We start from the raw sequence: 16787 nt of genomic DNA, 5'->3' as shown, positions 1-16787 counted from the left end.
GTGTACAGGTTGGTGAAAATCAAGGCGGCAATCATCGGTTCGGGGAATATTGGGACCGACCTTATGTATAAGCTGGAAAGAAGCGAAGTCATTGAACTGACAGCGATGATTGGAATCGATCCTAAATCCGACGGGCTGAAGCGGGCAAAAGAAAAAGGATACCTGGCATTCCATAATGGAATTCAGTCATTGCAAGACAATCCTGAAATCGCCGACATCGTGTTCGATGCAACCTCTGCAAAGACGCATGTCAGGCATGCGAAGGTTCTTGCAGAATTGGGTAAGCTGGCCATTGACTTGACCCCGGCGGCAAGGGGACCATTTGTCTCTCCGGCAGTTAAAACAGATGCATATTTGAATGAAAAAAATGTGAACATGATAACTTGTGGCGGCCAGGCGACGATTCCGATTGTCCATGCGATCAATTCAGTTGCTGACGTAAGTTACGCAGAAATCGTTGCGACAATCTCCTCGAAAAGTGCCGGTCCGGGAACTCGTGCGAACATTGATGAATTCACGATCACGACGCGGAGGGGAATTGAGGAAGTAGGTGGAGCCGACAAAGGAAAGGCGCTGATCATCCTGAATCCGGCAGAGCCTCCGATTTTAATGCGGGACACGATTTATTGCGAAGTGAAAAACATGGATGAAGCTGCAATCACAAAATCGATTGAGCAGATGGTCGAAACGGTGAAGGAATATGTACCAGGGTACAGGCTGAAGCAGGAGCCGTTGTTTGATGGAAACAGAGTGACTGTTTTTGTTGAAGTCGAGGGTGAGGGTGACTACTTCCCGATTTATGCTGGGAACCTTGATATCATGACAGCGGCGGCGACTCGGGTTGCTGAAGACTTCGCGATCCATATGCTTGAAAAACAGAGTGTCTAAGCGAAAGGCTGGGTGGGATTTTTGAAGCGCAAAAGTGATAAGCCAATCAAAATTACAGAAGTTTGTCTGCGTGACGGCAGCCACGTCATGCAGCATCAATATACAGAAGCTCAGGTCCGGCGCGTGGCGCGTGAGCTTGATGATGCGGGTATGCACTATATTGAAGTAAGTCATGGAGACGGACTGGGCGGTTCGACGCTGCAGTATGGCAAATCGCTCGTTGATGAAATGAAATTGATTGAAGCTGCGGTTGATGAGTGTCGAAACTCAAAGGTTGCGGTGTTGCTTTTACCAGGAATCGGGACGGTCCATGAACTGAAGCAGGCACATGAATTAGGCGCAAGTCTTGTCCGGGTTGCGACTCATGTGACCGAGGCTGATGTTTCAGCGCAGCATATCAGCATGGCGCGCGAGCTAGGGATGGAAACGCTTGGCTTCCTGATGATGGCCCATATGGCACCAACTGAAAAATTGGTCGAACAGGCGAAGCTGATGGAGAGTTACGGGGCTCAGGCTGTCTATGTAACCGATTCTGCCGGGGCCCTTTTACCGCATAAAGTAAAAGAGAAGATTGCTGCTTTAAGAGATTCGTTATCTATTGAAGTAGGATTCCATGCCCATAACAATCTTTCATTAGCGGTGGCAAATACGCTGACGGCGATTGAAGAAGGGGCAACTAGGATAGATGGAAGTATCCGCTGTCTTGGAGCAGGTGCTGGTAATGCGCAAACAGAGGTACTTTTATCAGTATTGGACCGGATGGGTGTCAACCTCGGAATCGACATTTATAAAATGATGGACATTGCTGAGAAAACGGTGGGTCCGATGCTTCCGAAAGCGCAGGAGATTAATAGAGGAAGTCTCGTGTTAGGCTATGCTGGTGTTTATTCGAGTTTCTTGCTGCATGCTGAGAGAGCAGGGCAGAGATTCGGAATTGATTCACGAGATATTTTAATAGAGTTGGGCAAAAGGAAAGTAGTAGGCGGCCAGGAGGATATGATCCTTGATGTCGCTGCTGAATTGGCGAAAGCCAGGAAACTGGAGGTGTAAAATATGACGATTACGAAGGGTGTCGACCTCGAGATCGTGGAATACTTATATTCTGCTGAAAAAGAACGCCGCGAAGTCGTGAAGGTGACCGACCGTTATCCGGAGCTGAGCTTCTCAGATGCGTATTCGATTCAGGAAAAATTAATTCAGAGACGCGAGCAGGACGGGGCTCGTAAAATTGGCCTCTGAAGCTGGGGTTGACGAGTAAAGCGAAGCAGCAAATGATGGGTGTCCATGAAGCAATTTATGGTTACCTGACGGATGATATGCTGGCGCTAGAGTGGGAACAGCTTGATTTTACAGAGTTCATCCATCCAAAAGCAGAGCCGGAAATTGCGTTTTTCATCGACGAGGATTTGGAAGGAACCGACGTAACAGCGGAAGATGTGTTACGGGTGACGAAATTCGTGGCGCCGGCAATCGAGATTATCGATAGCCGTTATTTAAACTTTAAATTCACTCTGGCTGATGTCATTGCGGATAACTGTTCATCTTCAAAATTCCTGATTGGAAGTAAGTGGATGTCACCACGGAATTTGGATTTAGGCCAGCTTGGTATGGTGATGTCGAAAAACGGACAGGTAGTCCAAACTGGATCGAGTGCAGCCGTCCTGGGCCATCCGGCAACATCAGTCGCGTGGGCAGTCAACAAGCTTGGTGAGGTTGGAAAAGGGATTAAAAAGGGAGATGTGATCCTGAGCGGAGCCGTATCAGAGGCAATTGCCTTTGAACCAAATGATAACATTCTAGTAAAATTTGCCGAATTGAGCAGCGTTTCTTTTACATGCAAATCAAGCACTTAGTTTCATGACTAAGTGCCTTCTTTTTTTAGTTTTGAATATTCGAAATATAAAGATAAAATTTACGTTATATGTTAAGCACTTTACACTTTTCCTAGTAAAAAGTGATTATAATCACAGTTAGAGACAGCTTGGGAAAACTATTTTGGTAGCGTTTACAAAAAGAAAAAAGGGGTGCGAGAAATGATTGGTTTTAGAAAATTTTGTTTGACACTATTAATGATTATGCTCGTGTTGACGGCTGCTGCATGTGGCAATGACACGGATGCAAAGCCTGCGGCTGGATCAGGTGAGAAGTACTCATTCAAGCTTGCGCATATTACCCCTACAGACCATATGTGGCACAAAGCCGCTGAAAAATTCAAAGAAGAATTGGAAAAGAACTCTGATGGCCGAATGACCGTTGAAATCTATCCTGCCAGCCAGCTCGGCAGCGAGGCAGATATGGTTCAGCAAATCTCTTCCGGTTCAGTAGATTTCGGATTGATCACTGCTGCATATATGAGTTCACGCGCTCCAGCATTCACTGCCTGGTTCGCCCCATATGCTTTTGAAGATTTAAAAGAGACAAACGCAGCACGTGATACTGAAATTGCGAAGAAGATTTTAGCCACTCTTGACGACCAGGGACTTAAAGGACTTGATTACCTGTTTGCCGGTAACCGCGTCATGCTTTTCAAGGATAAGGAAGTAAAAAAGCCGGAAGATATGAAGGGATTGGCATACCGAGTTACACCAAGCCCTCCTTTGCAGGACTTTTATAAATCTCTAGGAGCTTCTCCAGAATCACTGCCATTGCCTGAAGTATACGCAGCTGTCCAAACAGGGGTCATCGATGGTATGGATATGGACCTGGATGCCACGATTACGAATAAGTATCATGAAGTTGCCAAATATGCTGCTGTTACGAACCATATGGTATGGCCTTCGGTCGCGATTATGAATAAGGATAAATATGAAAAGCTGTCTGATGCTGATAAAAAAATCGTAGATACTGCCATCAAGGCTGCAGCAGATTATTCAGCCAATACACGCGCTTCCCAGGAAGAAGAGTTTAAAAAGACCCTCAGCGATACTGGGATGAAGGTGTATGAAATCGACCAGAAATTGTTTGAGCCATATATCAAGCAATTCGATGAAAAGTATGGACCAACAGATCCGCTAATCCAGGAATTCATTGATACATTCCGCAAATAACCTATTGGAGGGAAATGCGTGAAATACGTCAGCAATATGGTAGCCAGTTTCGAAAAGAAACTGGCTATTATCCTCATGTTTGCAATGGCTGTGATTGTTGCGGCTGCTGTTATTTTTCGATATGTATTCAATAACCCTATATTTTGGGCAGGAGAAGTATCGATTTTCTTATTGATCTACATAACGTTCATCGGCGGCAGCCTAGGATTGAAATATAAGACTCAGGCATCAGTTACCTTGGTTACAGACTATCTACCTGAAAAAATCAATAAATGGGTGGCAATCGTGGCACATATCTTTATGCTTCTATTCATGGCAATCCTATTATTCTATTGTTTTACCTGGATTACTTCCTCTTCTGTAAAAATCCAAAGGTCAAGTGCGATTTTGCTTCCGATGTGGATTCCTTATGCGATCCTGCCTATTGGGCTGTTGTTCGCAACGATTCATTTAATTAGTAATATGTTAGATCTTATGCAAAATCATCCTATTGATAGTGATGTCGTTACAAATCTCCATGCTGCCGCAAAGGAGAGTGAAGAAGAATGATGGCACTGGTTATTTTAGCATTCGTTGTATTTTTGTTATTGGGGATTCCCATCTCGCTTGTGCTTGGAATGACAACAGTTGTTTACTTTTTAGTGACTGGCAACACAATGCTGCTCGAATCGACGCCTCAGCGTCTGTATTCAGGGATGGAGAATTTCGGATTATTAGCGATCCCATTGTTCATGCTGACAGGTGAGTTAATGAACAGCGGCGGAATTACCAACAGACTGGTTGTTTTTGCAAGAGTTCTCGTTGGGCATGTACGTGGAGGTCTCGCTTATGTCACGGTTATCGCTAACATGTTCCTTGCGTCTATATTAGGTTCTGCGAACGCGCAAGCCGCAATGATGAGTAAGGTTATGGTACCCGAAATGGAAAAGGAAGGATATAGTCGTGAATTTTCGTCTGCCTTAACGCTGGCGTCGTCCATTGTGGCTCCAATCATTCCTCCAAGCATGATTTTTATCATTTATGGAACATTGTCTGGGACGTCGATTGGCGGTTTGTTCATGGCCGGAATCATTCCAGGGACCATTTTTGGAGTAGGTTTTGTCGCTTTGATTGCCTATATGGGCTACAAGCACAATTTTCCTCGCAGCAAGAGAGCCAGTTTTTCAGAGATCTGGAGTTCCTTTGTAAAAGTCCTGCCGGCGATTTTAGTTCCATTTGTCATTACAGTCGGAATCCTGAGCGGAGCATTCACCGCAACAGAATCAGCTGCAGTAGCTAGCGTGATCGCGTTTGTGGTTGGTATGTTTTTTTACAAAGAGTTGAAGTGGAAGAACTTGTCAAAGATTTTGATTAACACGGTAATTGGCACGGCAACAGTTACTTTCTTAATTGCGATGGCCAATTTGTTCGGCTGGCTGATTGCTTTTGAACAAATCCCACAATTGGTTGCGAACTCGATGTTGTCCATTTCGGATAACCCTTTCGTTTTCCTGTTGCTGGTTAACATCTTCTTGTTACTGGTAGGCACATTGTTAGATGGAATTGCAGCTTTGATTATCCTTGTTCCAGTTTTGATGCCATTGGTTACAGGATTCAATATCGATCCAATCCATTTCGGCGTCATTATCTGTATCAACCTGACAATTGGACTCCTCACACCACCTGTCGGAACAGGTCTGTTCATCGTATCCTCCATCGCCGAGGTGAAATTCGAACGTTTAATTAAAGCTGTTACTCCAATGCTGCTGATCGGAATCGCCATGCTCTTCGTCGTCACCTACTGGGAACAAACAACTTTGTTCATCCCACGATTGCTAGGATTCTAATTCGGGAGATGCCTGTCACCACCCGAAATTTGTCGATAAGGAGTGGTTGGTATGCCGATTATTCAGGTGCAGGTGCTTGAAGGGCGAAGTGATGAAAAAATCAAAGAATTGATTGCCGGAATAACTGAAACGGCTGTTCGGACGCTCGAAGTGAAGCCAGAACAGGTGCGAGTGATTGTCCAAACGGTTCCTCATCAATATTGGGGCGTGGGCGGTGTTACGAAAGATGAGATAAAGTCCCAACTCTAAATAAGGAGTTGGGATTTTTTAGTGGATTAATTAAAGGGTTTTGATTGATAAAAGCGAATTGTTATAAGGGTTAATACTTTTAAAATAGGGATAAAGAGTGAAATAAATAGCGAATTCAGCAGAACATATCGAAGCTGTCATAAAAGCAATTGAATACATGAAGAGAAATATTGATGAAGAACTCACCACCGAAAAACTGGCGGAAGTAGCTGGATAAAGTCCTTACCACTTCTCGCGAGTGTTTAAGGAAGTAACAGGTGTGTCACCCAGGCACTATCTTTCAGCCTTGAGAATCGAGGCCGGAAAGGAGCTGTTGATGGGGTCTTCATCTTATTCCATTCTCAAGACCTTGTTGCAGATCGGTTTTAAGAGTATGGGTACTTTCAGCACGAAATTCAAGCAGTTTGTCGGTCTTTCACCGAAGCAATTTCAATCGAAAGCAGGGAAGCTTCATCGATTTATGAATGACTTTGATGAAGCCGTTGATGGACTCCCTGGATCTGTGATTTTGCCAGCTGTCAGGTGTGAAATTGAGGTGCAGGCAAGTTTCAAGGGACTTATATTTGTTGGGTTGTTTCCTCGGTCGATTCCAGATCAAAAGCCTATAATGGGGACTGCTATAACAGATGCTCTGCAGGGATGCTTTTTTTCGGGAGTTCCGGCTGGAATCTACTATGTTTTAGCGGCCGCTATTCCCTGGAGCTTGAATCCGCGGGATTATTTTCTGCTATCCAAGAATCTGCGTGGGAAAGCCGAGGGCCCTGTTGAAATCTCTGAAAATACTATCTGCAAAGTATATATCAAGCTAAGGGAACCTTTGCCGTATGATCCTCCAATCCTGATTAATTTACCGAAGCTCTTGTTTGAAAAAGAAAGCAAACTAGAAGAAAAATAATTTATTAATTGTGTTAATTTTAGGAAAAGGAGTGATTGGATTGTTAAACAAAGTTTGTGTAATAACGATCAAGGTTGGAGACATGGAAAAAGCACTTGAATTCTATACAAAGGTGCTGGATTTTGAAGTGTCCAAGCATTATGGGGAAAATATCGTTTCATTAGTACATAATGAGATTCCGATTGTGTTAGAAAAATCAGATGAAGATATTACTTCCTCTAGTCAGAAGGTTTTACTGGGGATCCTCTCTGAGGATATCGATAAAGATGTTGAAATTCTTCGCGTTAAGGGAGTAAAGATTCTGTTCGATGAATCCAGACCGTGTCCGCCAGGTAGGTACAATGTGATTGAAGATCCATTCGGCAACCAACTCGAGCTTGTGGAGTTTTCTAATTTTAAGTAATGCATAGAGGCTTTGGTTGTTGGAACTTTACTTGATATAGGTATCCAGAATGAACAAAAAGAAGAACCACCTCTACAAAAGGTGGTTCTTTCGCTTTTATTCGGTTGGTTTCTCACCATTCGCGATATCTGTTGCGTAAGGTATGATTCCTTCCGCTTCGATGCCGAATGTATCGATTTCCTGGGAATGAAGAACTGTGCCGTCTTTATTAAGAACAGCGAAGCCTCTTACTGCTATTGGGGCTTCAGGATCCAACATGTTTGTTTTCTTGATCAATGTCAGTTTCTCATCAGAAATGACTGGATAATCAAGTCCCAACTCTTCTTTCATCGCTTTATGTTCCTTTACAGAGGATGCGCTAACGGCGTAGATGTTTCCTGGAAACTGGCTGAATAAATCTTTTCGGTTCTGCAGCTCGACCAGCTGCGATTTACAGAAGTCTCAACCAACTCCTGTAAAAAAGAATACCAGCGCAGGCTTTTCCATATTTTCAAAGGATATTTCCTCACCGTTTTCATCAGGCAGGGAAAGGCCTTTTGATTCGGATTTGTCTTCAGAACAGCCGCCTAGGAAAGCTCCTATCATTAATAACATCATTAAAAATACTAGTTTTTTCAAGGTGCACCTCCTTATGTATTTTCTTCAGTATATATTGTTTTGCTGAAAACTCATTATACCATTTATGGAGATTTTGTATCGAATGGGCAACTCTTAACGCCTAATTTCCTATTTCATTAAAAAGGAGACTTCAATTTAGTTAAAATTCAGAAAATGTGTTACAATTAAATTAGTAACTGGTCATAATATCTAGTATTTAATTTGGAGGGAATGCATTGCTGACGAACCATCTGGATTTCCGACTCGAGCCAAGGATTAGAGAACTTTACGAGGAGCATAAGAAACGTGCTGAAAAAATTGACTGGGGCTATCATGAGTTTTTGCCGTGGGATCAGGCAATGGATTTTAAACGCGTTCCCTGGGACGAAAGCCAGGTCACGTTGCCAGCTCCAGTTATCACTGCGATTGAGACGGCACTTCTAACTGAGGTGAACCTTCCTTGGTTTACTTCATATCTTGATCAGACTTTTAAAGGGTCTTTATCTGTCATCAAAGATTTCGTGCATACATGGACGGCAGAAGAGGATCAGCACTCCAATTTGCTGGAAACGTATCTGTTAATCACGAGGAATGTTGAGCCGATGAGGCTGCATCAATTACATAAAATGACCCTTGAGAATGGCTGGGATCCTGATTTTCATACTCCCTTCGAAACGATGGTTTACACTTCAATGCAAGAATTGGCGACAATGGTGTTTTACAATAATGTCGCGAAGGTAGCCGGGCCGCATGATAGGGAATTAGCCACACTTCTCCGCCGGCTTGCAAAGGATGAGACACTTCACTACGCGTTTTATCGAGATGTAATCAAATACCATTTAGAATTAGAGCCTAACTATTGCTACTATCTGGGCAATGTCATCATGAATTTCAAAATGCCCGGTGCCGTCATGCCAGATTTTGAGAATCGGATGGTCATTATCGCTAAGGAGGCGAATTATAGCCCACTGGAGTATTTCGACCAAGTACTCAATGTCATCGTTGATTATTGGGATATCGGGAACCTTAGGCCGATTGCTCCTGAAGCAGAAAAGGCCAGGCTGGATATCTTAAATTATCACGCTCGACTAAAAAAGGTCAGGGAGCGTTTTTATAAAAACAAATAAAAAAATGGAACCAGCAAGGTATACTTCTGGTTCCATTATTATTTCCTAAAGGTATTTTCCGACTTTTGTAGAAACAGTTCATGGTAGACAATTAATAAAAGGAGCTTTTATGTATAAGGGAATGCTACTGTTTATCGTCGGTTTGATTATGTATATGGCAGGTATCTATTTATCTACTATTTGGGCGGCTGTTGGAACCGCTATTGGTGTTTTTGGCGGACTACTGATGGGAATCAGTACTTATTTTTATAGTTTGAATGCAAAGAGAAAATCCTAGACTACTTCAAATTCTCGTAATGTTCGTTAAACACCTTGAACAGCCTTTCATCACCGCCGCGGTCGGGATGGAGGGCTTTGAGGATTTTCTTGAATTCTTTTTTCAGAACATAGCTGTCTGTATTCTTGTTTAAACCTAATAGTTCTTCCATTTGCGAAGGGTCAGTACCAGATGCTTCAATTTGTGCATTTAGCATTTTTTTCAGCGTTCTTACCTTGGATTGCTCAATATGCAATCGCGTATTCAGCAATTCCAGTTGATCGTTAAGCAAGGTATTCTCCTGTTTGGTACTCTCCAATTGTTCGGAGTATTTGTTGTTATACTTTTGAATTATGAACTCTGTCAGGTCTTTCAGATGTATTTTATACAAAAAGTTTCGTCTATGAGCTTGTTCGGCTTTTAATATTCCTTCTTCAATCCACATCTTTACATCTTGGTCTGTAGCATCTATTCCATATGAAATTAGCTGTTCAGCAGCCTCTTTGATTGTCAGCATCCAATTGCCTCTCTTTTATAAAATAATCAGACAAATCTATCATACCATTGAATTTTTGCAGGAAAAGAACAGAACTGTGACATTGTGTTACATACAAATCCTCATGTAATAATAAAATGGATTTAAATCGAAAAGGCAGGTGAGAAACATGTTATTTAACATGAATGAAGCTATTGAAATCCTGGATCGGACTCCTGGAACTATGGAGGCATTGTTATTGGGATTAGCAGAAGACTGGGTGTACAGCAATGAAGGGGAAGGAACTTGGAATGCATCCGAAGTCATTGGACATCTCATCGATGGAGAAAAATACAACTGGATTCCAAGACTTAAAATCATATTAGCGGAAAAAGATGATAAAAGTTTTCCAGTATTTGACCGTTTTTCACATTTAGAGGAGTATGCGCATCTGTCTATTGAAGAAAAGCTCTGTGAATTTTCTTCATTGAGGAAGGATAACATCAACAAACTGAAGGAACTTTTCGTTGAGAAGAGTCAGTTTGATTTGACAGGAATTCATCCAGAATACGGGGAAGTTGAGGCAAGACAATTAATCGCTACATGGGCAGTACATGATTTAACTCACTTATCGCAAATCACCAGAGTTTTAGCGAAAAGGTATAGTAAAGAAGTTGGTCCATGGAAAAGTTACCTTGGGATTTTAAATAAATAATTTGTAAGTATAGAGTTTTAGTGCTCTCAAAATTAAGCCCCTGCGCATTTAACAGGGGCTCTTCATTACCTTATCGCACCTTGCGGCAACACTGCATGCACACCTTTAACACCGTTTACTACCTGTGTAACTCTCAAATCGACTGTCACACTGGCTAGTGCAAGGGTCTCAGTGCGCTCGATCCCATGAGATTCTCTCAAAAGTGTCACCATTTCTTCCAGTGCCTGTCCAGCAGCAAGGTTCAAGTCTTCATTAAAGCCAAAGGTAAGCCAGCCAGCTGGTGTGTTTGCGCGAGGCATTTTTAGCTGAAGGTCCTCTCTCAGTGTAAGGGTGATATCGATCAAATCCATCGGGCACTCGATGGCTGTACCAGAAACTTCTCCGTCTCCTTGCGCAGCGTGGCCATCACCAATTGAAAACATTGCTCCATCAACAGAAATTGGCAAATACAATGTGCTGCCTCTTGTTAGTTCTTTGCAGTCAATATTCCCGCCGCAATAACGGGGAGGGGATGTATGGTGCACACCAGGTTCTGCGGGTGCAACTCCCATCAGGCCAATGAATGGATTTATGGCGACACTTACTGGCCTGGAACCAACCTCTGTCCTTGCCGTCATTGTGTCACGGGCCAATTCCCAGTCAAGGCGAATTCTTTCAGTCCCGGTCAAACCGACTGCATCATTTTGCCAGCTTTTCTTGCCGCCAGCCCAATTTGTCCCATACCAGCCTGGTACGAGATCGTTTAATTTTACTTCAAGAACCATGCCGGCTTTTGCTCCGTTCACTTCAATCGGCCCAATCATCGGGTGAAGAGGGGACTCTTCTTTTACTGCTGAAGTGAAAAATTGTCTATCAACACTTTTCGATTCAGAGTAACCCCATTCAATATCAGGTGTTTGCATGCGAATGGTGTCACCAGAATTTACTGTAAGGATCGGCCAATATTCATTGCTAAAAGAACCATGCAGGTTTTCGGATTTCAGTTGGATTTTATGGATCATACCTTCAGCCCCTTATGCGATTTCGTTTTTTGCAAACTTGCCAGCTTTCTTCTTTTTAAAAAGCCGCGGGTTTGTTCCAATATAAACACCAGATAGCACGAGGGCAGCTCCGATGGCATGAGCAGCGGTGAAATTTTCACCTAAAAACAGAGTTGCCATTATGACTGCAGATACGGGCATTACATTGATGAAAATCGATGCCTTTGCTGCGCCAACTTCTTTGATTCCGTTGTAGTACATGACGAAAGAAACAACAGTGACCAGAACGCTCATGTGGATGATTGCAATCCATGTTGTACCTGTTGCCTGCTGAATATCCTGCCAGGTTGTTTCTGCCAGGGCAAACGGCAGAAGGAAAAGAGTTCCGAAAGCCACTGCGTAGGTGGTAGACTCGACCGAGCTGAACTTCTTCAAAACAATTTTGCCGACGACACTGTATAATGCCCAACTGACAACTGCGCCCATAAGAACAAAGTCGATTGGCTCAAATCCTAGACTGAACAGGCTTAGCAGCTGTCCCTCGGTAATAATGAAAAAGGCTCCTGACAAGGCGATTGCCAAGCCGATCACGTTATTGCGTGTAATTGTTTCTCTTAGAAATAAAGCCGATAAAAGCACAATCAAGACCGGATTGGAAGCGATGAACAGCGAGCTTTTGATTACTGGCGCATGCTTGCTGGCCAGGAAAAAGAAGATATTGTACAAGGCAATCCCAGTCAGGCCCAGCACTGCAAACAAGCCATAATCCTTCAAGTTTGGTTTTTGGCGATTTTTCTCCATCACGAACATAAGAGGTACTAGCAGAAGCACAGCACCAAAAAACCTGAAAAAAGCGACAGTAGCTGGGTCAAAGCTCTGAACAGCATATTTTCCTGCGATGAATGCACTGCCCCATGTTGCCGTTGCGAAAGTCAACATGCCATATGTTAGCCATAATTTTTTGTTCATTATATTCCCTTCATTCTTCTAAATTGTATAAATAGTATTGTAGCATCTTTTTCGAAAAGCGAAATAGTTTTTTGGAAATACATGCAAAAAAGAAATATTAGCGTAGGATGTACCAAATAATGGTACTTAATGGTAAAATAGTTCGTGAAGGAGTGATTATATGCCATGGTTGGAATTCTTTATTCTTATTATATCTATCATTGCCCTATTAGCCGCATCCAAGTTCGTTTTAAGAAAGTTGTTCAATATTAAAAAAGTGAAAAAGAAGATATTTTCCTATAATCATATTAATAGTACTCATCGGAAGGTAGATTGGATGGTCCGAATTACTGCAGCAACTTTGTATTTGATTTTTATGTACCAATTATATTTTCATGACTTTTCTGTAAATCTATTACTTTTTATCATGACGTTGATTATAACATCTGAAAGCTTTGTTCGCGCCTACTTTGAATGGAAAGCTTCTCCCGATCCTAAGCAGTCTATTCTGTCACTTGGAGAAGGGGTCCTCCTTATTATCATTGTGTTGGTCATCATTCAATTTGATGTATTGAATTTACTTTTTTCATAGTCAGTTGGATAGACATTTAGACAATCAGGTATTCCAGCTGGGACGCTAATTGCGTGAAGACGGAATAAAAGAAGAGTAGGAGTTGAATGTTCCGATGCTGAGAAATAAAGGATTTTTGATCACTGCCATTATTTTTTTCTTTTTATCAATAGCACTTAACTTTCCATTCCCTCATGAATATCCCCTCGGGCAGGAAGTTAGTTCAGCTTTGAATTTTCCAATTACCACCACAGAAGGAGTTAATTATATTGGAATCACAGGTCTTATCTTATTCGGAATCAGTTTATTCTTCCTGGTAAAATCTCTGGAAAAATTTCATAAGCGAATGGTCTTGTTCGCCATATTACTGGTTGTTTTCTTACCGACAGAACTGGTAAGTGCATATCAAAGAACATTCGCATCAGGTATCAATGCGGTGGAATATGAGCGAAAGGGAAGTTCCTGTAAGTTTGAAATGAAAGACGAATCTACCCTATATGCTAACTGCCAGCTCCCTTTTAAAAATCACAGCAATCAAACCGTTCAATTCAACATTGAATTCTATGAAAAATACCGGTTCGAAGATGAAACACCATTACTCTCCTTAATGAATCAAGGAGGTCCATTCGAAGTAATCCTGGATAAAAAAGAAAGAGAAATAATCATAATTAAAACTGAAATAGATCTTTCTAAATTAGGAGTTGGGTCAATGAGTGGGGAAGCCTGGGGGATTAATTTAAAAATTGTTGATGATGATAAAGTCAGGAAGTTGTGAGTAGAAAAGAACCGAAGGGAATCAGGAAATGATTATGAGAAGCGCCTAAAACGCTTCTTTTTCTTTGGGAAAATTATAACTTATGAGTGTTTTCCCTTATAAAAATACAGAGTAAATGTCAAAGAATCTTCTTGAAGATGTTGTTGACTAGACAAATAAGTCTATAGTTAAAAGGTCTGTTTTTGTTATGCTCTAATTATAGGTTGGCGAACTTCGAACTAATATTCATAACCTAAATTAAAGTAGTAACGTCTTAGTCTTAACCAGAAGAATAACATGAGTGGGTTTTAGATATTTTCGTCGGACTAGATGATGTCCATCGATTTAGTGAAGACAACGTAGAGGCTGGTTGATGATCATACCTTCAAGGTTCAATGGCTAAATGCTTATCAATACCAGTGTGTTTTTCGATTTTACGGAGGCAGAGCTATCGATACTTGACGTTGATTTTACAGGTGTAACGGAAAAAGGAGGACAACACATGGGTAATGTACTTATAATAGGTGGAACTACTTTCGATTCTGTCATTCATCTGGAAAAACTTCCAGATCCGGTGCCGCAAACCATCCATTATGCAGCATTTACTGAGACTTTGGGTTCTACTGGTGCAGGGAAAGCACTGAACCTGTCGAAGCTGAATATTCCTGTTACACTCCATTCCATTATCGGGAATGATGAGTATGGAGCGAAAATCAGAAAGAAACTGGATGAAGATGGTGTCGATTTTGTTTATGACCATGACCCTCGGGGGACTGAAAGGCATGTGAACTTGATGAGCCTAGCCGGAGAGCGGATTTCGATCTTTGTCACCCAGTCTTCAGCTGAATTGCATCTTAACTTGCACAGGATCGAGCAGCTAATTAAAGGTTCTGATTTAATTGTGTTGAATATCATCGCATACACAAAGCAGCTTATTCCACTTATTAAAAAATATAACAAACCTGTCTGGACAGATTTACATGACTATAATCCCGGCAACCCATATCACGAAGCGTTTATCGAGATTGCAGATTTTATTTTCGTTAGCTCTGATCATATGCCTGATTACAAACCGATGATGGAAAAGTGGATATCTATGGGGAAACAAATGGTTGTCTGCACACACGGAAAGAATGGGGCAACGGCTCTTACAAGTCATCAGAAATGGATTGAAACTCCGATTATCAGAGATTATCAATACAAGGATGCTAACGGGGCAGGTGACAGCTTTTTCTCTGGCTTCTTATTTGGGTTTTTAAAGGGGAAATCAACGGAGGAATCACTGAAACTGGGAACAATTTGTGCCGGACTTTGTATCACCTCAAAGGAGTTAGCATACGAGGAATTAAATCCTCGCCTGCTTGAAGAAGAGTATCAAAAATATTTCGGTTAACTCGATGTGTTTTGTTCCTAGGTATGGGGGAAAATATCTTCACCATACAAAGGGAGTGATAGAATGTTTGTTGAGGGAAAGATCATCTCTGGTTAATTCGATCAAGCTATAAACGAATTTTCTCTGCAGCGGGTGAAAAGTTTTGATACCCAATCTATTTTCAAAGAGTTCCAGATGAATTCCGTTTATGAATATTTGAAAAAACATCAAAACGATCCCGATGGGCAAATCATCACTCTAAATGATCAGATGCCGGTAAGATTGAGCCAATCGGAGATTAACCAATTGTTAAGCGACCTTTAGAGAGTAAAGTCGCTATATCACTGAAAAGCAGGTCTAGATGACTTGCTTTTTTCTATTCCCTACAGGAATATCAGCCATTTCTCCCGAATAGGTAACGAATGAATCGACAATTTGATTTTATGATAACTTAGAGGAGGGAGAAGTCCTATCAATGCAAAAATAAAACCATTAGTCGGAGGGCTGATATCAGGGATCGTCCTTGGATTGTTTTTAAAGCTAAGCCAATCTATAACAAGCATAAAAGTTTATACCTTATTGCTGAATGTTGATTATATACCGATTCTTAAGGATTTTAAATTATCTGAAGTTGTGGAGTTTGGTTTGCATATGGTGATAGCAATAGTACTGGCATTCGGGCTTAACTTTTACATTACCAGAAAGAACTTTCAAAAAGAAACAATCTCTCGCTTTGTTATTAGAGTGAGCTTAATAGTTGGTTTGCTGCTCTATCCAACAACGCTTCTCTCAGAACGGACACCACCAATCACCAGTGCAAACGCCTTTTTATTTTGGATGGCGGGTCACTGGATTTATGGCTTCATTTTAGGGAGAGTTTTATCCTTAAAGGAAGGAGAGAGGGTTTGAAAAAGAAAAACTTCTATATATTTTCCATCGTAATTGTTATTTTACTTATATATGGTGTTACCAGTTGGGACGATTATCGTGAAAAGACTTTAGCGGATTTGCTAGATACAAGCAAAATTGAAAAAATCTATTATAATCAACTTCCGATTAAGGATGAAAAGGCAGCATATAATCGGCAATTAACTGATGATAAGGCAATCCAGGAGCTGATTAGTTACCTAAGTCAATATAGAGTGAAAAAAATTGGCGATCGCGATTTTGTTTCTGAATATCCAGACGAACAATTCATATTCCAATTGGAATATGAAGACGACCAAGTTACCACGCCTTCGTTAATCGAAAGGGATGTTCTATTAAATGATCAGTATCAATATGAAATCACAAATGGCCCTGTGGATTATCAATGGCTGGAGGAGTTCTTAATGAAAAACGGAGAAGAATTGTAATTAATTGTATTATCATCCAATTCACTAATCCTTCTCGACTGGATGTTTTGAAAAGGCTGTTTTCGCATTGAATATTGCTTTTCATTCATGTTTCAATATGAATCTCGTAATATAAGGTGTAGGGGCTCTTTTCGAGGAGACTTCTGAATACAGAAACAAAGATTTTCATCACATTAAAAGGAATAATGTGCGGATAGATCTGGATGTACGAAGATTATCTTCACATTAAAGGGAATAATGTGCGGATAAAACACAAAATGCCAGGAGATTACACTCCTGGCATTTCTTTTTGTTGTTTATCCGTGTGAAAGGTGAACATATTTTTACCG

The 16787-nt window shown here is 41.4% G+C and carries 19 protein-coding genes and 3 pseudogenes; 17 read left to right on the top strand and 5 right to left on the bottom strand.

What is annotated here, in order from left to right; translation table 11 throughout:
* The first annotated feature begins 9 nt into the window (after positions 1 to 9).
* The 9 genes and pseudogenes from LC048_RS10420 (at position 10) to LC048_RS10380 (ending at position 7308) form a co-directional block, all read left to right on the top strand.
* The gene (locus LC048_RS10420; protein WP_226601012.1) at positions 10 to 888 is read left to right on the top strand and encodes an acetaldehyde dehydrogenase (acetylating); all 879 of its coding nucleotides are present in this window, start codon (positions 10 to 12) and stop codon (positions 886 to 888) included.
* Between the two features lie 21 nt (positions 889 to 909).
* Positions 910 to 1938, top strand: a complete 1029-nt coding sequence (gene dmpG, locus LC048_RS10415; RefSeq protein ID WP_226601011.1) for a 4-hydroxy-2-oxovalerate aldolase — start codon at positions 910 to 912, stop codon at positions 1936 to 1938.
* A gap of 3 nt (positions 1939 to 1941) precedes the next feature.
* Positions 1942 to 2741: pseudogene (locus tag LC048_RS10410) on the top strand (2-keto-4-pentenoate hydratase).
* 180 nt (positions 2742 to 2921) lie between these two features.
* Positions 2922 to 3935, top strand: coding sequence for a TRAP transporter substrate-binding protein (locus LC048_RS10405; RefSeq protein WP_226601009.1), 1014 nt, complete (start codon positions 2922 to 2924; stop codon positions 3933 to 3935).
* A gap of 18 nt (positions 3936 to 3953) precedes the next feature.
* Positions 3954 to 4484, top strand: a complete 531-nt coding sequence (locus tag LC048_RS10400; RefSeq protein WP_226601008.1) for a TRAP transporter small permease — start codon at positions 3954 to 3956, stop codon at positions 4482 to 4484.
* A complete protein-coding gene (locus tag LC048_RS10395; RefSeq protein ID WP_226601007.1) occupies positions 4481 to 5761 on the top strand; it encodes a TRAP transporter large permease in 1281 nt (426 codons plus the stop codon). The genes LC048_RS10400 and LC048_RS10395 overlap by 4 nt, the downstream gene beginning before the upstream one ends.
* A gap of 51 nt (positions 5762 to 5812) precedes the next feature.
* Positions 5813 to 6010, top strand: coding sequence for a 4-oxalocrotonate tautomerase (locus LC048_RS10390; RefSeq protein WP_226601006.1), 198 nt, complete (start codon positions 5813 to 5815; stop codon positions 6008 to 6010).
* A gap of 229 nt (positions 6011 to 6239) precedes the next feature.
* Positions 6240 to 6905: pseudogene (locus LC048_RS10385) on the top strand (helix-turn-helix domain-containing protein); the annotation flags it as partial.
* Between the two features lie 40 nt (positions 6906 to 6945).
* Positions 6946 to 7308, top strand: coding sequence for a VOC family protein (locus LC048_RS10380; RefSeq protein WP_226601004.1), 363 nt, complete (start codon positions 6946 to 6948; stop codon positions 7306 to 7308).
* Positions 7309 to 7404: 96 nt separating this feature from the next.
* Here the strand turns inward: LC048_RS10380 and LC048_RS10375 are convergent.
* Together LC048_RS10375 and LC048_RS10370 are read right to left on the bottom strand one after the other, a co-directional pair.
* A pseudogene (locus tag LC048_RS10375) lies at positions 7405 to 7734 on the bottom strand (redoxin domain-containing protein); the annotation flags it as partial.
* 15 nt (positions 7735 to 7749) lie between these two features.
* A complete protein-coding gene (locus LC048_RS10370; protein WP_226601003.1) occupies positions 7750 to 7926 on the bottom strand; it encodes a hypothetical protein in 177 nt (58 codons plus the stop codon).
* A gap of 215 nt (positions 7927 to 8141) precedes the next feature.
* Here LC048_RS10370 and LC048_RS10365 point away from each other — a divergent pair, with 215 nt between their 5' ends.
* Both LC048_RS10365 and LC048_RS10360 read left to right on the top strand, forming a co-directional pair.
* Complete coding sequence (locus LC048_RS10365; RefSeq protein WP_306050183.1) at positions 8142 to 9032, top strand: acyl-ACP desaturase; 891 nt, start codon at positions 8142 to 8144, stop codon at positions 9030 to 9032.
* 109 nt (positions 9033 to 9141) lie between these two features.
* Complete coding sequence (locus tag LC048_RS10360) at positions 9142 to 9309, top strand: hypothetical protein (protein WP_226601001.1); 168 nt, start codon at positions 9142 to 9144, stop codon at positions 9307 to 9309.
* 1 nt (position 9310) lies between these two features.
* Here the strand turns inward: LC048_RS10360 and LC048_RS10355 are convergent, their stop codons facing one another.
* Positions 9311 to 9805, bottom strand: a complete 495-nt coding sequence (locus LC048_RS10355; protein WP_226601000.1) for a J domain-containing protein — start codon at positions 9803 to 9805, stop codon at positions 9311 to 9313.
* A gap of 148 nt (positions 9806 to 9953) precedes the next feature.
* Here LC048_RS10355 and LC048_RS10350 point away from each other — a divergent pair, with 148 nt between their 5' ends.
* On the top strand, positions 9954 to 10478 hold the full coding sequence (locus LC048_RS10350) for a DinB family protein (RefSeq protein ID WP_226600999.1): 525 nt from the start codon (positions 9954 to 9956) through the stop codon (positions 10476 to 10478).
* A gap of 65 nt (positions 10479 to 10543) precedes the next feature.
* Here LC048_RS10350 and LC048_RS10345 read toward each other — a convergent pair whose 3' ends face one another.
* Both LC048_RS10345 and LC048_RS10340 read right to left on the bottom strand, forming a co-directional pair.
* A complete protein-coding gene (locus tag LC048_RS10345) occupies positions 10544 to 11479 on the bottom strand; it encodes an acetamidase/formamidase family protein (RefSeq protein ID WP_306050181.1) in 936 nt (311 codons plus the stop codon).
* Between the two features lie 12 nt (positions 11480 to 11491).
* Positions 11492 to 12427 carry a DMT family transporter gene (locus LC048_RS10340; RefSeq protein WP_226600997.1) on the bottom strand — a complete coding sequence of 312 codons (936 nt, stop codon included), beginning with the start codon at positions 12425 to 12427 and terminating at the stop codon, positions 11492 to 11494.
* A 160-nt stretch (positions 12428 to 12587) separates the two neighbouring features.
* Between LC048_RS10340 and LC048_RS10335 the strand changes: the two genes are divergently transcribed.
* The 5 genes from LC048_RS10335 (at position 12588) to LC048_RS10310 (ending at position 16458) form a co-directional block, all read left to right on the top strand.
* Entirely contained in the window at positions 12588 to 12998 is a 411-nt protein-coding gene (locus tag LC048_RS10335) for a DUF4181 domain-containing protein (protein ID WP_226600996.1), read from the top strand.
* 94 nt (positions 12999 to 13092) lie between these two features.
* Complete coding sequence (locus LC048_RS10330; protein ID WP_226600995.1) at positions 13093 to 13752, top strand: hypothetical protein; 660 nt, start codon at positions 13093 to 13095, stop codon at positions 13750 to 13752.
* Positions 13753 to 14233: 481 nt separating this feature from the next.
* Positions 14234 to 15124, top strand: coding sequence for a carbohydrate kinase family protein (locus LC048_RS10325; RefSeq protein WP_226600994.1), 891 nt, complete (start codon positions 14234 to 14236; stop codon positions 15122 to 15124).
* 507 nt (positions 15125 to 15631) lie between these two features.
* Entirely contained in the window at positions 15632 to 16012 is a 381-nt protein-coding gene (locus tag LC048_RS10315; RefSeq protein ID WP_226600993.1) for a hypothetical protein, read from the top strand.
* Positions 16009 to 16458, top strand: a complete 450-nt coding sequence (locus tag LC048_RS10310) for a hypothetical protein (protein ID WP_306050178.1) — start codon at positions 16009 to 16011, stop codon at positions 16456 to 16458. Before LC048_RS10315 ends, LC048_RS10310 begins: the two co-directional genes overlap by 4 nt.
* The last annotated feature ends 329 nt before the right edge of the window (positions 16459 to 16787 follow it).

It is taken from the genome of Mesobacillus subterraneus (genome assembly GCF_020524355.2).
GTDB classification, from domain to species: domain Bacteria; phylum Bacillota; class Bacilli; order Bacillales; family Cytobacillaceae; genus Mesobacillus; species Mesobacillus subterraneus_C.
Note: the sequence above shows the minus strand (reverse complement) of the source record. Positions and strands in the feature narration are given on the sequence as shown.